This is a genomic window from Ornithinimicrobium sp., assembly GCF_030537745.1.
In the GTDB taxonomy this organism is placed as follows: Bacteria; Actinomycetota; Actinomycetes; order Actinomycetales; family Dermatophilaceae; genus Ornithinicoccus.
On sequence record NZ_JAUNVI010000033.1, the window covers coordinates 15875 to 33570 of the forward strand.

The 17696-nt window shown below is 66.8% G+C and carries 16 protein-coding genes; 5 read left to right on the forward strand and 11 right to left on the reverse strand.

The features are described from left to right. Positions 1-282: 282 nt before the first annotated feature. Both Q4P07_RS08615 and Q4P07_RS08620 read left to right on the forward strand, forming a co-directional pair. Positions 283-1047 (forward strand): Hachiman antiphage defense system protein HamA, encoded by a 765-nt coding sequence (locus Q4P07_RS08615; protein WP_303374502.1) that lies wholly within the window; start codon positions 283-285, stop codon positions 1045-1047. An 85-nt stretch (positions 1048-1132) separates the two neighbouring features. Then, the gene (locus Q4P07_RS08620; RefSeq protein WP_303374503.1) at positions 1133-4576 is read left to right on the forward strand and encodes a DEAD/DEAH box helicase; all 3444 of its coding nucleotides are present in this window, start codon (positions 1133-1135) and stop codon (positions 4574-4576) included. Positions 4577-5239: 663 nt separating this feature from the next. On the opposite strand, the gene Q4P07_RS08625 is transcribed toward Q4P07_RS08620, so the two are convergent. From Q4P07_RS08625 to Q4P07_RS08645, 5 genes are all read right to left on the reverse strand, one after another. Continuing rightward, positions 5240-6709, reverse strand: a complete 1470-nt coding sequence (locus tag Q4P07_RS08625) for an NAD(P)/FAD-dependent oxidoreductase (RefSeq protein ID WP_303374504.1) — start codon at positions 6707-6709, stop codon at positions 5240-5242. 76 nt (positions 6710-6785) lie between these two features. Further along, a complete protein-coding gene (locus Q4P07_RS08630; RefSeq protein WP_303374505.1) occupies positions 6786-7967 on the reverse strand; it encodes an ABC transporter ATP-binding protein in 1182 nt (393 codons plus the stop codon). Then, positions 7964-8788 carry an ABC transporter permease gene (locus Q4P07_RS08635; protein WP_303374506.1) on the reverse strand — a complete coding sequence of 275 codons (825 nt, stop codon included), beginning with the start codon at positions 8786-8788 and terminating at the stop codon, positions 7964-7966. The genes Q4P07_RS08630 and Q4P07_RS08635 overlap by 4 nt, the downstream gene beginning before the upstream one ends. Beyond that, positions 8785-9645 (reverse strand): ABC transporter, encoded by an 861-nt coding sequence (locus Q4P07_RS08640; RefSeq protein ID WP_303374507.1) that lies wholly within the window; start codon positions 9643-9645, stop codon positions 8785-8787. Before Q4P07_RS08640 ends, Q4P07_RS08635 begins: the two co-directional genes overlap by 4 nt. After that, positions 9642-10877, reverse strand: a complete 1236-nt coding sequence (locus tag Q4P07_RS08645; RefSeq protein WP_303374508.1) for an ABC transporter substrate-binding protein — start codon at positions 10875-10877, stop codon at positions 9642-9644. The genes Q4P07_RS08640 and Q4P07_RS08645 overlap by 4 nt, the downstream gene beginning before the upstream one ends. Positions 10878-10994: 117 nt before the next feature. Here Q4P07_RS08645 and Q4P07_RS08650 point away from each other — a divergent pair, with 117 nt between their 5' ends. The 3 genes from Q4P07_RS08650 to Q4P07_RS08660 all read left to right on the forward strand — a co-directional run bounded on the left by Q4P07_RS08650 (position 10995) and on the right by Q4P07_RS08660 (position 13113). Further along, entirely contained in the window at positions 10995-11681 is a 687-nt protein-coding gene (locus Q4P07_RS08650; protein ID WP_303374509.1) for a TVP38/TMEM64 family protein, read from the forward strand. Then, complete coding sequence (locus tag Q4P07_RS08655; protein WP_303374510.1) at positions 11681-12322, forward strand: CDP-alcohol phosphatidyltransferase family protein; 642 nt, start codon at positions 11681-11683, stop codon at positions 12320-12322. Before Q4P07_RS08650 ends, Q4P07_RS08655 begins: the two co-directional genes overlap by 1 nt. Before the next feature lie 62 nt (positions 12323-12384). After that, positions 12385-13113, forward strand: coding sequence for a TVP38/TMEM64 family protein (locus Q4P07_RS08660; protein ID WP_303374511.1), 729 nt, complete (start codon positions 12385-12387; stop codon positions 13111-13113). Here Q4P07_RS08660 and Q4P07_RS08665 read toward each other — a convergent pair. The 6 genes from Q4P07_RS08665 to Q4P07_RS08690 all read right to left on the reverse strand — a co-directional run. Further along, positions 13101-14183 (reverse strand): NAD(P)/FAD-dependent oxidoreductase, encoded by a 1083-nt coding sequence (locus Q4P07_RS08665; RefSeq protein WP_303374512.1) that lies wholly within the window; start codon positions 14181-14183, stop codon positions 13101-13103. The genes Q4P07_RS08660 and Q4P07_RS08665 overlap by 13 nt on opposite strands. Then, the gene (locus tag Q4P07_RS08670; RefSeq protein ID WP_303374513.1) at positions 14173-15618 is read right to left on the reverse strand and encodes an NAD(P)/FAD-dependent oxidoreductase; all 1446 of its coding nucleotides are present in this window, start codon (positions 15616-15618) and stop codon (positions 14173-14175) included. The genes Q4P07_RS08665 and Q4P07_RS08670 overlap by 11 nt, the downstream gene beginning before the upstream one ends. After that, positions 15615-15893, reverse strand: a complete 279-nt coding sequence (locus tag Q4P07_RS08675) for a zf-HC2 domain-containing protein (protein WP_303374514.1) — start codon at positions 15891-15893, stop codon at positions 15615-15617. Before Q4P07_RS08675 ends, Q4P07_RS08670 begins: the two co-directional genes overlap by 4 nt. Continuing rightward, complete coding sequence (locus tag Q4P07_RS08680; protein ID WP_303374515.1) at positions 15890-16453, reverse strand: RNA polymerase sigma factor; 564 nt, start codon at positions 16451-16453, stop codon at positions 15890-15892. Before Q4P07_RS08680 ends, Q4P07_RS08675 begins: the two co-directional genes overlap by 4 nt. A gap of 121 nt (positions 16454-16574) precedes the next feature. Next, on the reverse strand, positions 16575-16988 hold the full coding sequence (locus Q4P07_RS08685) for a YciI family protein (RefSeq protein WP_303374516.1): 414 nt from the start codon (positions 16986-16988) through the stop codon (positions 16575-16577). A 163-nt stretch (positions 16989-17151) separates the two neighbouring features. Next, positions 17152-17696: hypothetical protein (locus Q4P07_RS08690; RefSeq protein ID WP_303374517.1), on the reverse strand; the 545-nt coding region annotated here is incomplete at its 5' end.

The window sequence follows — 17696 nt, forward strand, 5'->3', positions numbered from 1 at the left end:
ATCCGCCCACTTAGACGCAGCACAGGCCGGCGGGTGTCAGCACTCAGCGACGCGCCATTCGGGATCCGTCTTTCGCTGAGCAGGCCCGCGAGGGCCCGGTACGACCGTCGGGTTGGCGCGGCCAGATCGGCCGCGCAGTCTGGCGAGGTTCGCGCGCCGCGCGAATCAATGATTGTGTAGATGAAGCCGCCTCGCCTGCGCATGCGCTCTTTGCGTGTATATATGGAGACCTGTACTGTTCGGGCGCCGAGATGGCGGGCGTAGAGAAGCGGGGCGTGCATCGTGATCAAGTTCGGCACCTGGTGCTCGCAGCCGACGCCGACCTCGATAGACATGCACAGGATCGGCACGCTCGAGTCGCACGATGACGCGACCGGGGTGGCGCTGATGACCGCGACGCTTCCCAGTGCCTACGCGGACACGTCGGCCCTTGCGCTCGTCGCCGAGCGCCATGGCAAGTCTGGGGTGGCGGCGTTTCTCCGCGACCGGTTGCCCACGAAGAAGAGCGCTCGGTCCGGTGACGTGGGCGAGATCTTGGCTACGGCCTACCTAGACGAGGATTGCGGATACGTCGTGGGGCCGAGTCGGCTCATCGATCGCGACCATCAGGAGTGGGCCATGCGGGGAGACGACGTACTGGCGGCAAGGATTGATGGAGACTCCGGGCTACAGCTTGTTAAGTCCGAGGCCAAAAGTCGTATCAAGCTCGGCGAGGCGACGGTTAAGGCGGCCCGCGAGGGGCTTGCCCGCAACGAGGAGATGCCGTCCCCTCACTCGCTGTCGCAGTTCGCCACCCGGCTGCTCGACACGCCCGATCACGCCATCGGCGAGGCCGTGATAGATCTGCAATTGACCGGCGGCGTGAGGCCTCACCAAGTTGGTCATCTGATGTTTCTGTTCACGGGCGGCGACCCGGGTGCACATGTCAGCGCAGACCTGGAGGCGTACAGCGGCTCAGTGAAACAGCTGGCCGTCACCCTCAGGGTCCAGGACCACCAGAAGTTCATTCAGGATACCTACGCCGGGGTGGTTGCGGGTGCCCCGTGACGCGGAAGTGCTAGCCAGCAGCCTTGACGCTGCTACCGATGCAGGCTTCCGCAATCGCCTCCTTGCCCGAGGACAGGCGCAGTCGATGATTCGTCGTGACGGCGTACTCCCGGACGGCTCGCCAGAGTTCAGCACGTTCCTCGACGCCGACCTCCTCAACTATGGCTACGCACTGCTCACTAACGGACTGGAGTTGCTCGAGGATTTGGAAGGAGGCGGAATCAACGAGGATGAGACGACGAGTCAGGCGGAGATCGCCCGGCTGGCTTTCATTCAGAGCTCGTATGCTCTGGAGGCGGCAACTCGCAATGCCGCTGATGCCCCCGACCTGATGTTTCACCGACTCATCGCCGGTGCGGGCAGCCATCTCGGCGGATACGCCGCGCGTGCGTTCTCGCTGACGGAGGGGGGTCGGGAGTCAGGCCAGCTAACGCCGATGGAACTCACCTTGGCTTCCCTGACGATGCGCGATCTCGACGACATCGAGGAACACACTCGACGGCTGCGCTCTTCCGAAGACGTCTCGGACGACGCTCTGCTCGCCTCTCTCTCCGTGGACGACAACGACGCCGACAATAGTGTGGCTGATCCACTCGGCCCTGTGGCCCTGCTACTCAGCGAGAATTACCTTTCCGCTGTGTCCTCTGCTCTTTTTGCCATTGAGGTCGGCGACCGCGCACTTCTAGCCGACGCGCTAGAGCAACTGGCGCTGGGCGAGCGGGCCTCATTGGATGTAAGCGCTCCCGGACCGTGGTGGGTCTACCGACTCACCCGTCGCATGCTTCGCGATCTCTTCAACACCAGCGTCGGCACCAACGTTCCGGTCGACCCGCCAACCGGCGCTGAGGACGATGTCCCTCGGTGGCGTTACCTGCGTCGCACATTCATTGAGAACCTCCTGCGACGAAGGCGTTCCGAGATCGACCTGTGGCCATCGCAGCTCCATGTCGTGGACCGGATCTTCGCCGACCTGCGCGACCTCGTTGTCGCCCTTCCCACGAGCGCCGGCAAGACCCGGATCGCCGAGTTGTCCATCCTCGCGTGTCTCGCACGGGGCCGGCGTACCGTCTACGTCACCCCGCTCCGGGCTCTCTCCGCCCAGACCGAGCAGGTATTGACCCGGACGTTTGGTCCACTCGGAGTGCGAGTGTCGTCGCTGTACGGCAGCATGGGGATCAGTGATGTAGACAACGACACTTTGCGCTCTAGCGAAATCGTCGTCGCCACACCGGAGAAGTTGGACTTCGCGCTCCGGTCCGATCCCTCGGTATTGGACGATGTCGGGCTGGTCGTTCTCGACGAGGGTCACATGATCGGCCCGTCCGAGCGCGAGATCCGATACGAGGCCCAGATTCAGCGGCTCCTGCGTCGCTCGGACACTTCAACGCGTCGGATCGTCTGTCTGTCCGCCGTATTCCCTTCCGGTACAGAACTGGACGACTTCGTCGCATGGATCACCGACGACGAACCCGATGGACTGCACCAGGAAACATGGCGCCCGACGCTGCAGCGCTTCGGCTTGGTCGAATGGCTCGGCGACCGTGCACGAGTGGCAATCACCCTCGGATCAGATCAACCGTTCATCCCTCGATACTTCGAGGCCAAGCAGCCGACCGGGAGGCGGCGGAAGCAGTTCCCGGCTGACCAGCGAGAGATGGTGATCGCGACAGCATGGCGCTTGGTCGAGGAAGGTCAGACCGTTCTCGTCTTTTGTCCTCAGCGCAACTCGGTGGAGCCCTATGCGCGCCAAATCATCAAACTCCACGAGCAAGGCCTGATCGCCTCGGTCTTGCCCGAGCAGGTCGACCTGTTGGGGGCGCTCATCGTCGGCGCCGAGTGGTTCGGTGCTGAGCACCCAATTCTGAAGTGTCTCGAGCTCGGGGTCGCCATTCACCATGGGGCGCTTCCAGGACCGTTTCGTCGGGAAGTAGAAAAGCTCCTCCACGAGGGAAATTTGAAGGTCACGATTGCCTCCCCCACTCTCGCTCAGGGGCTCAACCTGTCAGCGTCGGCAGTGCTGTTCCACAGTCTCCGACGCGGACGCGACCTGATCAAGGGCTCCGATTTCTCCAACGTCATCGGCCGAGCTGGGCGCGCCTTCGTCGACACCGAGGGGCTGGTGCTATACCCGATCTTCGAGCCGCAACAGAACCGGCGCCAGCGACTACGAAGGGATTGGCTCCAGTTAACGCAAGGCGACGGAGGCAAGGCGCTGGACTCAGGCCTCATCGCGGTCGGCGTAGCACTGCTCCGCCGGATGTACACCTCCCGCGGGGCCGGACCCATCGGGCCCTTCCTCGACTACCTCACAGGCGGCCCGGACTGGACCCTTCCAGTCCTGCAACAAGACTCGGCGGCAGACGAGGCGACAGCCGCGGCCGCGTGGAGATCCAACCTCTCCTTGCTCGACATCGGCATTCTCAGCATCATCGGAGACGGCGCCTACGACGCCGACCCGGACGCTGCCACGCAAGTGATCGCCGAGGCTCTCGTTGACTCGCTATGGGAGCGTCAACTACGCCGCCATGACAGCAGCAGCGCCACAGCCCTCCGCGAATTGGTGACAGGCCGGGTCCGACATCTTTGGAGCACGTCCACGCCCTCCCAACGTCGCGGCTGGTATCTCGCTGGGCTCGGCGCCGACGCCGGGTCGAGCCTGTCCGCGCTTTCAGGGCAAGTGATCGACAAAATGAGCCAAGTCGAAGTCGACCTCGTCAACGAGGACCCCATCGCGGCGACCGACCGTCTCGTCGAGATCGCGGCGGCCATCTTCGGCCTGGACACCTTCGCCCCTGAAGTCGCGGTTGATGACTGGAGCCGCGTTCTTCGCCACTGGGTCCAAGGACTGAGCCTTGCGGACCTCCCCGGGGATCGCGTCGCCATCGCGCAGTTCATCGAATCCGATCTCGTCTATCGCTTGGTCTGGGGGATGGAGGCCGCCCGGGTCTTCGAGGCGGCCCAGGGCAACGTCCTCGCTGAAACGCTGACCGGCTCCGCTGCGACCGCGATCGAGACAGGGACTTTCAACCGGTCTGCATCGGTGCTCATCCGCTCCGGGTTCGACCATCGACTGGCCGCCGTGGGGGCCGTCGTCAGCACTGGCGCCGAGTTCGACTCAACCTCGGACATGCGATCGTGGATCAATGACCTCGATCCCTGGTACGCCGACGACGCAGCGTGGCCAAGCCCTGAATCTCGACCGGCGTGGGAGATATTCGCGTCGCACGCCCGCCTTCCGCGCCACCGTCAATGGAGGCGCAGCACCGAAAACATCGATGATGTGACGTGGTACGGAGATGTGCCTGCCCCGAAGACCTGGCTCCGCGTCACCGATGTTGACGCAGACACGGTCCAGATTTGGTCGACGGGCTTTGACCTCCTTGGCGAGGCCGCCGTCCAATTGAACCCCGAGCGACTCGGGATTCTTCGCGCTCAACGTCACGTTGACTACTCGGGGATCCGTTTGTTGTACCGCGGCCCCCGCGACCTCTTCTCCGGCGGCCACCCCCCCTCGGCGTCGCCGCCCTAGCAAGCTCGTCCGGCAAGGCGAGGCAGTCCCGAATGGCAAGTGATCGACCTCTTGGGCAGGCCACTCGCCACCGCCGTCCTCGACCTGTGCGCGCACCGTCGGCTCCCGTTCCCAAGGAGTGCCGGCGAGAGCCGCGCCTACAGCCAGCTCGACCGCGTCCACAATCGACCGCATCCTCATGCCGCTGAGTATGCCCGGCAACACGTCCGAGCACCCCGCCTTGAGGGCGGGACGCCCGGTCATGCCGCCTTGAGGGCCGGACGCCCGGTCCTGCCACGATCTGCTCGTTAACGCCATCGTCCCGAGAGGTGAGTCATTCCACCGCGTTAGACGCGGTGGGGTGTGCTGGAGCTGAGCCGTCCCTTTGGCAAGAGCCTCGGCCGCCACCGGCACCTCCTCTCGCGGGGTGGTGACTGAGCTGGCTGAGGGCGCAGGAACTGGCACGAACCGACACCGCTAATGCACGTATGCTGCACGAAATCGCTGCGAGCACCCTGTTGCGTGCTATATGTGCAGGTCAGAGCGTTTAGCCTGGATGTCTTGTAAACAGGGGGTTGAGGGTTCGAGTCCCTTCGCCAGCTCTCCTTCTGACCATGTGCGCACCCATTGAACTGCACAAACTCATTGCTAGGCGCTGTCGCCCCCTGATATCCAGGGCGTGACTCAGCGCGCTGCCTCGCACAGCCGCAACCAGACCTCGCTCGGTGTGGGGTAGGCCGGGACTGCTTGCCAGAGCTGTTCGACGGTCAGCCCGGCCGACACGGCGATCGTGGCGGCATAAAGTTGAGTGCTCGCGCTGGGTCCGGCGAAGGTCGCGGCGAGGACCACGCCGGTGTCCTTGTCGAGGAGCAGCTCGGCAGTTCCCGGGTCGTCGTCTCGCTGCACGGCTGTGCCAGCCACCGCCATCGGCAGTTCGATGCGGCGTATGTCGAATCCGGCCTCGCGCAGTGCGCTCTCGGACCGTCCGACCGAGGCGACCTCGGGTTGAGTGAAGATGACTTGAGGCACCGCGTCGTGATCAGACGCGGCGACGTAGCGCGGGCCCTCGAGGGCCTCTCCGCGCGCGGTGGCCGCGATCACGTCGCCGCAGACACGTGCTTGGTACTTACCCTGATGAGTGAGCAACGCGCGCCCGTTGACATCACCGACGGCGAAGAGCCAGTCACCCTCGACGCCGACGACACGCATGGAGTCATCGACCGGGATGAAGCCGTGAGATGAGGAGAGATCGCTCAGCCCTACTGTGTCGAGTCCGAGGTCTTCGGTGCCGGGAGCTCGCCCGGTCGCGGCGAGGACTTCGTCGACCTCCAGGACGTGGCCAGCCTCCCCGTCGCGCGAGCTGCTGATGCTGACCGGGCCGCCGTGGATCCGGCCGTATCCAGTGTCCTTCGGCGCTACCCGGGTGATCGACGCTGGGGACGTGTTCAACTCCACCGTGACCCCGGCCGAACGCAGACCATCAAGGACCGCGGTCGCCGCGAACTCAGACACGTTCCGCAGGAGACGGTCGTCTCGGACCAAGAGCGTGACCTGTGTGCCGAACGACGCAAACCACGTCGCTGCCTCACAGGCAACGACGCCGCCGCCGATGATCGCCAGACGCTGCGGGACCTCATGGACATTCGTCGCGTCCCGCGAGGTCCAGGGCAGGGCGGCGTCGAGACCATCGATCGGTGCGATGCTCGCGGTCGATCCTGTCGCGAGCACGACGGCTCGGCGTGCACGGATCGTCCGGCCCCCCACCGTGACTTCGCGTGCGCCCGAGAGCCGACCGTGCCCTCGAATGATCGCGATGCCCTCCTTCACGGCCCAGTCGACCTGGCTGGAGTCGTCGAGTCCGTGGGTGAACTTATCCCGTCGAGCCAGGGTGGCCTCGACGTCGACGCGGTCACCAGTCAGGCGCGAAGCGACCCCTGGCACGTGCTCGGCGTGAGTCAGCACGTCACTCGGTGTGAGAAGAACCTTGCTGGGCATGCATGCCCAGTAGGAGCATTCCCCGCCGAGGAGTTCGTGCTCGATGATCACCGCCGACAAGTCACCCCCGGCTATCGCGTACTGAGCCGCGTTCTCACCAACGGCTCCACCACCGATGACGATGACATCGAATTCGTCGGTCTCTCCAGCGTCTTTCACGGGTACCTCCATTTGGTCTTCGGGAGAGTTGCACACTTCAAACTAGGCAAGCACCTGCCGCCAGCCTCCACCTCGGTCATTGGGTGTCTGTGCCCGACGAGTCAAGGGATGGCCAGTTCGCGCTCAGGGCCGATACTTGCTGACCACGGTATGAGGCCGCTGGCACCTGCGCCTCTCTCCTGGCCTTCAGCGTCTCTTCCTGGGGAGGTGGTAGCGAGACTGCCCAGCGGGCGGCGTGCGGGGGGACCTGCACCATCCGCCGTGAGCCAATGGGCAGGTCGACGCTCATCTTGACCTCGACTTCAACTTCCGTGTGGTCATCGGTGAGGAGCGAGACGATCTGGCGGGTGCCGGCGGGCCGCAGCCGAACGACGCGGGCTGCGCGGCAGGCGACACCGGCAATCGAGTCCGGACCCATCAGCTGCAGATCTTCTCGACGGAGCAGCAGGACAGAGTCGTTGGAGACGTCACACCCGCTGGGCAGGGGGATCGAGCCCCAAGGTGAGTGGTGGATCCCGTCGCGGACCCTGCCACTCACTTCAGTGAAGCCGCCGAGCAGGCGCGCCACCCCGACGGTTGCGGGCCGACGATACAGCAGCGGCATTGGTCCCTGCTGGTGGACAACGCCGTCGATCAGGATGACCGTCGAGTCAGCCAAGGCCGCCTCATCGATGTCATGGGTGACCATCAGGATCGTCGGGGCCAGCGCAGCGCGCACCTCTGCCAAAAGGTCGTGCATCGAGGACCGCAGCCCCCGGTCTAGAGAGCTGAACGGCTCGTCGAGGAGCAGGACCGATCGTTCGGCGGCGAGCGCCCTTGCCAGGGCGATGCGCTGCTGCTGTCCGCCCGAGAGCGAGGCGACGGAGCGACGGTCGAAACCTTCGAGGTGGACGAGTCGGAGGTACTGCCGGGCACAACGGCGCGACTCCTGCCGGCTCGCCCCACCCAGTCGGGGAGCGAAACCGATGTTGCCCGCGACATCGAGGTGATCGAAGAGCAACGGTTGCTGGAACATCACGGTGACGTCGCGTCGCTCCGTGGGCAGGTCGGCAACGTCGACGCCACCGAAACTCACCGCGCCAGAGAGGGTTGGTTCCAGACCTGCCGCGACCCTCAAGAGCGTGGTCTTGCCCGATCCTGAAGGCCCGATGACTGAGACCATCTGCTCTTCTTCGACACTGACCGAGACATCGCGAAGGGTGGGTGCGGGGGAGCCCGGGTAGCGGTGAAACACGTTGCTGACGTCGAGGCGACTCATGTGGCGGTCCTCTCTTCGACAGAGGGATGCGGCGCGGCCGGAAGGGGACGGTCGGTGCGCGTGCTCTGCAGCCAGCCCGCCGCGGTGATCAGCAGGACGGGCGGCACTAATGTCGCGAGGGCGAGAGCCGCGACCTGCGCCTCGTTGCCCGACCCGGACGCGGCCGACCCGAGCAGGAGAGGAGCGGTGACGATCGTTCCGCCGCCGACGAGGAGGGTGACGACGTAGTCGCTCCAACCCACCAGGAAGGCCAGCATCGCGGCCACGAGGATGCTGCTGCGCACAGCGGGCAGGATCACCCGTCGGCGGGCCTGGCCGGGTGTCGCGCCCAGCGCTCGGGCCTGCTCACCCAGAGCCGGTGAGGTGCGGGCGAAACCGACCGCGCACGTGTATGCGGTGTAGGGCGTGGCCATCACCACCAGCAGCAAGAAGACCGCGAGGAGCGCGGGGATGCCTAACCGGATCAAGACGACGTCAAGACCCATGGAGATTGCAAAAGGGGGCAGCGCCAGGGGAAGGAGGAGCACGCCCACGACCAAGCGAGGCCGGACCAGGAGGCGCCAGCCGAGCGCTCGCCCGGCCATGACTCCCAGGGGTGTTGCGGCGGTGGCTACCGCGGCACCGAGCAGCAGGGACGTCAGCATGGCGCCGGTCAGTCCAGCGCGCGATGCTTCTCGCCAGCCGCGCAGACCCCATTCCTGCGGGAGGATGTCAGGGAAAGACCAACGGTCCGCGGCAGCCCAGGCCACGAGGGGCAGGAGAGGGACGGCCAGCCATAGCAGGGCAACGGCAACGAGTGCTGTCCGAGCGGCCCGCGTCACCTGGTCGTCCTCGTCGGCAGGGAGAGCACTGACCGCAGGTGGGGTAGGGCCGCCAGAATCGGCCCCGCTATCCCGATCGCGAGAACGGCGCCGGTCACTGCCGCTGCCGCTGCGGCCGGGCGGTCGGTGAGCTCGATGGAGCCAAAGAGTCGGAATGCCAGGACCGGCAGCGGCTCCGGGGCGGTGCGGCCGAGGAGCCAGGCGACCTCATACGACCCAATCGCGTAAACCAGGGTCACCAGGGAGGAGGCGCCGATGGCAGGAAGCGCTGCCGGGAGGCCAACGCGGGTCAAACGCTGAAGGGGAGACGCACCCAGGCCGGCCGCGACCTCCATGCGCTGGCGATGACCAGGCGCCAGGGACGCAAACACCACGAGCGCCACGAAGGCAGACTCCTTCCAAGCCAGCTCCAAGACGGTCGCGATCGGCCACGGGCCGGCGACCAGCGGCGGCCAGGAGTTGAGGCCCGGAGCCGCCACCCTGGCTGCCAGGCCGCCGTCGCCGAGGAGCTGGCCCATCGAGGTGGCGCCGACCAGGTGCGGGACGGCGAGCACCGCTAGACAGCCCAGCCGCACCCACGATGCGGTCGGACCGCCGCCGAGCAGCAGGCCCGCGAGTAGCAGGCCGACAACCGCAGCCAGTAGCGTCGCTGGGAGCGCGATCAGCAGTGACTCACGCACGCCGAGCAGCAGGTCGGGCGCGGCCGTGCGCCATCCCTCGAGGCTGGGCTGCGGCTCACCGTAGAGCGGCATCAGGCCCAGCGAGGTGGCGACCACTGCCGCCATTCCGGTCCCGGCGACCAGAGTAATGGCCACCATTCCCGGGGCGGTTGCAGCGCGTCCGGACTGTGCGTTCATCCTCGGCCCAACACCTCGCGTCGCCATCCTTCGTCGAGCGGGGTCACCCATTCCGAGGACAGTTCGGGCTGAGCGTTCTCGGAGAGCACATCGTAGGCGGGGACGACCGGCGAGCCGGGCAGGGCCTCGAAGAGCGCAGCATCGGCGGACCCAAGGAGGTTGGTGTCTAAGACGGTGAACTGTCCCCATACGGCAGGGTTGGCCTTGGCTGCCTGTTGAGTAGGTGAGAGAGCAAGGTTTGCGACCACCATTGCTCCCGCCTGGTCCGGCGATGAGGCGGGGATCGCCAGAAAGCTGGCGTTGCCGATGGTGCCTTCCTCCAGCGTCAGGACCTTGGTGGTCGCGGGGAAGGTGCCGTTTTCCACCAACTCGGTCAGAGTGGCTGGGCCATAAGTCATGGTGAAGTCGACCTGACCGTCGGCGAACAGTGTGTCTAGTGCCACGCTGTCACGGGGATACGTGCGGCCCTTTCGCCACAGTGTGGGGGAGACCTCGTCCAGCCGCTCCCACAGGGTGGGGGCCAGGGTGTTCAAGGTGTCCTCGTCGTACGTCGTGGGCACCTCGTCGACCCCGCCGGCGAGCCCGTATAACGCTTGGCGGATGAAGACCGACCCGGTGAAGTCCGGAGGCGCGGGGTAGGTGAAGCGACCCGGGTGCTCCTGAGCCCAGTCGAGCAGCCCTTCCACTGAGGTGGGTGGCTCTGCGACGCGCGCCTGGTCGTAGACGAAGGTGAACTGCGCCTTGTGCCATGGCGCCTCGCAGCCTTCCACGGCGACGCCGAAGTCCTCAGTCACCAGCGGGTCGTCGTCAGCGACCGCGGCCATGTGCGGCAGGTCGTTCGACCAGCCGCAGAGCCAGGCGTCGGCCTCGCGACCGGTGGCGAAGTTGTCGCCGTTGACCCAGACCAGGTCGACCGAGCCGTCGTCGGTCCCCGCAGCGCGCTCAGCGAGCACTCGGCGCATGGCGTCCGTCGTGTCTGCGACCGGCACCCGGCGTAGGGTCACACCCAGGTCCGCGGCAGCGGGCGCGAGCACGTCATCGACATAAGCGTTGCCTCGGTCGTCACCGCCCCACATCCACAGGTCGACGCTCTGCCCGTGGGCATCTGCGAGGATCGTGCTCCACGGCCGGTCCGCGGAGTCGAACGACGTCCCCGGATCCGGAGCAGCACAGCCAGCCGTGATCAGGGTCGCTGCCAGTGCCGCGGTGATGGCGATGGATCGAGGGGTCATGGTGAGTGAAGTCTCCTCGGGTCGGTATGACGCGTCGTCGGCAGGTGCGGGAGCGGCGCCGGGCAGCGCCATCGTCACTGCGGGAACACGATGAGGGTCCCCAAGACTTCCCGTCAGGTGAGGGATAGACAGCGGGTCCGCGGGGTGTGGGTCCGAGTGGCGCTGCTGGTCGGATTGTTTGCAGGGTTGTTCCTCGTGGATCGCGTATGGGGCTGGCCAGACGTGTCGTCGCTGCAACGACGGGTGGAGGAGTCCGGCACGGCCGGCGTGCTGATCTTCGTCCTCGGCTACGTGCTGCTGTCTTTGCTGCCCGCGCCGAAGGCGGTCTTGACCGCTCTCGGGGGAATGCTCTACGGGCTCTGGCTCGGTGCCCTGCTCTCGTGGTTCGCGGCGCTGGTCGGAGCAGTCATGGCCTTCGGGCTCGGCAGGCTGTTGGGTCGCGACGCGGTCGACAGGCTGATCCGGGGGCGGCTCGACCGGGCCGACCGACTCCTCGCCGATCATGGCGTGGGAGCCGTCATCGTCGCGCGGCTGGTGCCGATACTGCCCTTCACTGCCATCAACTATGCCGGGGGGCTCACCGGGGTTCGGTTGCGCGACTTCATGGTTGGGTCCGCCCTCGGAATGGTGCCCGGAAGTTTGGCGTACGCCGCGCTGGGTGCCTCGGGCACCGACCCCTGGGGCATCTTTATTGCGCTCGCCGCGCTCGTCGCCCTGGTGGTCGTCGGAGGGTTGGTCGGCCAGAGAGTGCTCTCTGCCAGTGCACCGACCGCGGGGAGCGATCAGGACAAAGACGAGGACTGATGTTCGACACACGGTTGCGACAGGCGCTGGCTGGCCCTCTGGACACGGCCGCCCGCCAGCTTGACCGCGTCTGGATCACGCCGGACCGCCTGACGCTCGCTGGCCTGGTCCTGGGCCTGGCGAGTGCTGTGCTCGCCGCCGCCCAGTGGTGGTGGATAGCGCTGGCTACCTGGTTGCTGTCACGACTGATGGACGGGCTCGACGGTCCGCTCTCCCGACTCCGGGCCGCCGCTGGTGGACGACACAACCCGGCCGGGGGCTTCTTGGACATCACCGCAGACTTCGTTGTCTATGGGGCCACTGTCATTGGGGTGGGCATCGGATCGCTCCAGAGCCCCGCCAGTTTGGGCGGCTGGTTGCCTTTCGCTTGCGTGGTGTTCGCCTACTACATCAACGGCGCGGCGTTCCTCGCGTTCTCGTCCATCGCAGAGGGCACCGGTCACCGCATGGACGACGGTCGCTCATTCAGCTTCCTGGGAGGGCTGGCCGAGGGGGCTGAAACGATCGCTGTGCACTCCCTGTGGTTGGTGATCCCCCAGCACGCATCCGTGATCGCAGCCGGGTGGGCGGTGGTGGTCGCACTCAGTGCCGGACATCGCATAGTGACCGGCTACCGCACGTTGCGCAGACCGGTGGACTGACCAGTGGCCGTTGCGTCAGTCCAGCGGGGAAGGCCTCGCCGCGCTCGACGGGTTACCTGCCTGTGACGACTGACAGCGAGCAGGACCAAGTCGACGGCGTTCCGACCGCTGGCGCGCCGTCGATGGGCTCGTTGCTGCAACTGGGAGCCCTCGTCCTGGGATTCGCCGGCGCCGCGACCGCGCTGCACCTCAGTGGATGGAATGGCCCTGAGCAACTGCAGGACCTCGTGCGGTCCGCGGGATGGGCCGGGGTGGTCGTGTTCGTCCTCGGCTACGCAGTGCTGGTGCTGGCTCCTACTCCTGCCTCGGTGCTCACGATCTTTGCTGGCGCGCTCTTCGGTGTGTGGTGGGGCACCCTGCTGGCCTGGGCCGGGGCCCTGTTGGGCGCCATGGGCGGCTTCGCGATCGGCCGCCGGCTGGGTAGGTCTGCGGTTGATCGCCTGCTGCGCGGCCGCCTGCACCAGGCGGACGTGGTGCTCTCCGACCACGGCCTGGTGGCGGTGATCGCAGTTCGGCTCGTGCCGCTGTTCCCCTACACTCCGCTCAATTATGCCGCTGGGCTGCTCGGCATTCGGGCCCGTGACTATGTGATCGGCACCGCCGTGGGGATCGTGCCGGGCGCTCTGGCGTATGCCTCGGTCGGGGCGTCGGGGGCAGACCCTCGCGGCATAGTGCTCGGGGTCGGTGGCCTACTGGCACTCGCCCTGATCGGCACCGTGGCCGGGCGTCGGCTGCTGGCACCCAGAAGGGGTGGCCCGCAGCTCGAGTCCGAGCCGGGTCAGGCCCGGTAGGTGTCGATCCACTTGCGGTCGATGCGTCGCTTCAGCCACAGGCTCGTGCGACCCAGCCACCACCATCGGCCGCGGACCGCGAGCGCGGTCCCGCCACCCAGATCCAGGATCGAGAGGACCTGCGCCGGCGGTCGATAGGTGGGGGCAGTCCCTCCCCGGCGACGGGCTTCAAGCGCGGTGAGCAGGACGGGAGCCTGGCGCACCCCGTGGACTCCGATCCGCGCAAGCGACCCTGGCAGGAAGTCGGCGCAGTCACCGGTGGCGTAGACATCATCGTGGTCACGGTGCTGAAGGGTCGCGCGTACTGGGATGCCGTCGTGCCCCCCGAGTTCACCGGTGCTGGCCAGGAGCGGAGGTGCCAGGCCGGTGGCCAGAACGGCGAGGTCGTGGCTGATCCGGGCGCCGTCGCTCAGAATCACGGCGTCAGGACCCACCGCTCGCAGGCGTGCGCAACGGAGGGCGACGCCTCGTTCCGTGAGCAGTGTGGTCACGCGACGCACGGCCCGGTCGGGCAGCCCTGCCAAGACGGGACCCTCGTCCAGCAGTGTGACCGCGTCCACGTGGGGATGGACTGCCAGGTGTCCGGCCAGCTCGACGCCGCTTGGTCCTGCGCCGATCACGGTGACCCGGTGGCCGCGACCGATAGGCACGCGGTCCAGCCGGTCATGAAGTGTGATGAGGCTGCTCAGCGGTTTCACCGGCACGACGGTTTCGTCGATCGGGATGCCGTGCGGGACACGGGCGACGCTGCCGATGTTGAAGGAGACGACATCCCAGCCGAGCGTGGCGCCACTGTCCGTGCGCACGGTTCGCGCGGCCAGGTCGATGGCCGCCACGCGATCGTGGACGTGGGTCAGCCGTTCGTGGGTGAGCGCGGCGACGTCGATGTGGCCTTCAGCGCGGGGTCGAACCCCGATGGCGATCCCGGAGGCGGCGCCGCTGTAGTCGAAGTCGGCAGGTCCCACCAGCGTGACGTCATACCCGGCTTCCACCAGGCGGCCGACGTTCTTGACGAGATGGAGGTGGCTGTGTCCGCATCCCACGAGTAGGAGACGTTGCTCAGCCGGCACGGCGCTCCAGCCACCAACGCCGACCCTTGGCCAGGGTGCCCAGGACGCGCTGGGTGCTTGGTCGGTCGAGCTGCTCGCGGACATCAGCCAGCGCGGCGTTCCAGAGGCCGTCGTTCCACGTCGGGTAGGCGTGGATGACACCCGAGAGGTCGCGAGTGCTCAGGCCGCGCTGGACGGCCAGGACCACCTCGCCGAGGCTTTCTCCGGCTCGCGGTCCGACGATGGTGGCTCCAAGGATGCGCCCCCTGCGGTCGACCGCGAGCTTGGTGAAGCCTCCGGTCTCTTGCTCCGCCACGGCGCGGTCGACGTGGGCGTGGGCCTGGGTGATGATCCTGACGCCATCGCGCTCGCGGTCGGTGTCCACGCCGACGGCAGCGACTTCTGGTCTGGTGTAGGTCACTCGAGGCACCGCGGTGAGGTCCACCGCACGGCGGAGGCCCAGGACAGCGTTGCTCGCCGCCAGACTGCCGTGGTTGCCCGCCATGTGAGTGAACTGAGGGTGGCCGGTGAGATCGCCGGCGGCCCAGATACGCGGGTTCGTCGTGCGCAGGTGCTTGTCGACCACGACGAAGCCACGCGGGCTGACCTGGACGCCGACTCGATCGAACCCGAGCTCGCTGGTGGTGGGGGTTCGCCCCACTGCGACGAGGAGCTGGTCGAATTCCACGGCGATGCCGTCCCCGAGGCGCAACCGCCCACTGCGCCCACCCGGCTCGGCCGGCTCCACGGCTGTGACGTCCTGGCCGACTCGCAGCCGGACGCCCTCGGTTTCGAGGACGAGGCGCACTGCCGCGGCTGCGTCAGTGTCTTCGCGGGGGAGGATCCTATCTTCACCCTCCACGATGGTGACAGCTGAGCCGAGGCGCGAGAACGCCTGCCCCAACTCGCAGCCGATGCTGCCGCCCCCGAGGACGGCGAGTCGTCGGGGCGCCTCGATGAGGTCCCATACTGTGTCGCTGGTGAGGGCATCGAGGTCCGAGAGGCCAGGGATCGGCGGGAGCGCCGGGGAGGCACCCGTGGCCACGATGGCCTGACGGAACGCGATGCGTTCGCCATCGACGTCCACCGCCCCATCCTCCACAAAGTTGGCGTGACCCGACCGCACCCGCACACCGGCCTCCTCCAATGCCTCGTGGGAGTCGATCGGGGCGATCCGGCCGATCGCAGTGTGCACGTGCTCCATGACTGTGGTGAAGTCGACCTTCACTTCTTGGACGATGACTCCGAACCGACCAGATTGTCGGGCGGACGCAGCGGCCTCAGCCGCGGCGATGAGCGCCTTGGACGGCACGCAGCCAGTCCACAGACAGTCGCCGCCGGTGCGGTGCTGTTCCACCAGAACCACGCGGGCACCAAGCCGCGCAGCCGTTTTTGCCGCAACGATTCCGGCCGAACCACCACCTAGCACCAGCAGGTCCCACGACTCGGCGCTCATGAGCGCTTCTTTTCGATGAGGTCGTCGAGCACGGTGCGCATCCGGTCCACCGACGCGGGGTCCACCGGACTGCCAGCCGACCACAGGGAGAGGGCAGTGTGGAGGAAGCGGTGCTGACGCATCAGCTCGCCGCACCTTTCGCACGTGGCGAGGTGCTCCTCCAGACGGGTGACCTCACCCGGCGTCAGTGGCGCGGACGGGTCGACATCGAGATAGCGCTGGATGCGCTTGGCTGACCAATAGCACGTCAGCATTTGACGGACAGCTCCACTCATGACGTCTCTCCTCCAGTGGTGAAGTTGGGTCCGAGAGCGACCCGGACGCGATTGCGCGCCCGGCTCAGGCGGGACATGACGGTCCCTACGGGAACGTCGAGGACTGCTGCGGCCTCTGCATAGGAGAGGTCGTGCACGTCGACGAGGACCAGCGTCGCCCGGAACCTGGGATCGAGGTTGGCGACGGCAGCACGCAATGCTTCGTCGAGCTCTTCGGAGACGTAGATGTCCTCCGCAGCGGGTGACTCTCGGGCGCCAAAGGCAGGCCGGGATGCGTGGACGAGATCCCAGTCGTCCACGACCTTCGGCCGCTGTCGTCGGTGCATGTTGGCGTTGGTGTTGCGGACGATGGTCAGCAACCAGGCCCGCGGATGGCGGCCGTCGAATCGATCGACCGCGCGGAAGGCCCGAATCAGCGACTCCTGCACGAGATCCTCGGCGTCGGCGCTGTTGGCCGTGAGGCTGCGCGCCACCCGCAACATCACCGCAATTTCTGGCTCGATGACGTCACGGAAGGCGCGACGGCGCGCCACCTCGTCCTCGATCCCAGGCTCACTCATGCCACGGGAACCCGCCAACGCCCAGGATGTCATCCAGTGGAGGTGTGGGACGGTCTCCTGATATCACTTCCGCACTCTACGAGCCGCCGACCCCGCGAGCTCAGTCATCGGCCGAGCCGGCTCAAGCGAGCCCGGCGAACGGGCGGACTTCGACCTTGCCCCCGCACGCCTTTGACCCCTTGGCCGCGATCTCGAGCGCCACATCGAGATCGGGGACGTCGATAACCCAGAACCCGCCGATGACTTCCTTGGTGTCCAGGTAAGAACCAGCGGTCAACACCGGCGTCCCGCTTTGGCCGTCGACCACGGTCGCCGTCGCTGCCGGTTGCAGCCCACCAGCAAAGACCCAATAGCCGTCCGCGCGAAGCTGCTCGTTGAAGGCGTCGGTCGCGGCATACGCCTCCTCCATCTTCTCCTCGGAGCCGTAGGTGCCGAACTCGTCCATCTCGGCGGGGCCGTGCACGGCCAACAGGTAGTGCGCCATGGTGATCTCCTCAGTGACAGTGGGGGCTTGAACGGCGTCTTGTACTCTCACGAACGGCATCCTTCTCGTACGACAACCTGGCACGTTCCCCACGCGACCGCCAGCCCTGCGGACATGCCCGTCCGAGGACGTCCCAAGAACGTTCCACAAGCGAAGCGGGTTCGACGACCCCTGAGGTGCATGTCGGCACGAGCGGGATGTCCGCATGGTTGCGCTATGGCGAGGGCCGCAGCACGACCTGCCCCAGCCCTCTGCCGTCCTGGCCTAAGATCGCCAGCTCCTGGGCCCGCCGCCCCGGCCAGGCGACGACACATCGGCCATGCCACGGAACCGAGATCACTCGACCGTCGACGACGAGGCGAGCAACGTCCGCGTTGACCCTCACGATCCCGTAGTTGATCCACCGACCGCGGGGTTGCCACCAGCCCTGCGCGCGACTGTCCAGAATGCCGCCAGCCCCCTCCGGTGCCAGGATCCGGGCATCCATACCGAGGGATGCGCTCAGTCCCGCCCGCAGCGCTGCAGGCCGGTGGTCGAAAGCGTCGTCAGCTACTGGTCCACCGCAACCACCAAGGGACACCCATTCACCGCCGTGACGCGCGAAAACGTGGCACTCCTCAACATTGCATCCCACGCTCCTGCGCACAAACATCGTGACCGCAATGTTTTCCGAGACGTCCACGGCCATTGCGGCATGGCGCCGACGACGGCTCAGTCCCGTCACCGGGATGAGCTCACGCGACTTGATGAGTCGGAGGC

Bases quoted from the DNA above. Each gene is read 5' to 3' on its own strand.
- Q4P07_RS08620 (WP_303374503.1), top strand. From the start codon at position 1,133: ATGATTCGTCGTGACGGCGTACTCCCGGACGGCTCGCCAGAGTTCAGC.
- Q4P07_RS08630 (WP_303374505.1), bottom strand. From the start codon at position 7,967: ATGAGTCGCCTCGACGTCAGCAACGTGTTTCACCGCTACCCGGGCTCC.
- Q4P07_RS08640 (WP_303374507.1), bottom strand. From the start codon at position 9,645: ATGAACGCACAGTCCGGACGCGCTGCAACCGCCCCGGGAATGGTGGCC.
- Q4P07_RS08645 (WP_303374508.1), bottom strand. From the start codon at position 10,877: ATGACCCCTCGATCCATCGCCATCACCGCGGCACTGGCAGCGACCCTG.
- Q4P07_RS08655 (WP_303374510.1), top strand. From the start codon at position 11,681: ATGTTCGACACACGGTTGCGACAGGCGCTGGCTGGCCCTCTGGACACG.
- Q4P07_RS08670 (WP_303374513.1), bottom strand. From the start codon at position 15,618: ATGAGCGCCGAGTCGTGGGACCTGCTGGTGCTAGGTGGTGGTTCGGCC.
- Q4P07_RS08675 (WP_303374514.1), bottom strand. From the start codon at position 15,893: ATGAGTGGAGCTGTCCGTCAAATGCTGACGTGCTATTGGTCAGCCAAG.
- Q4P07_RS08680 (WP_303374515.1), bottom strand. From the start codon at position 16,453: ATGAGTGAGCCTGGGATCGAGGACGAGGTGGCGCGCCGTCGCGCCTTC.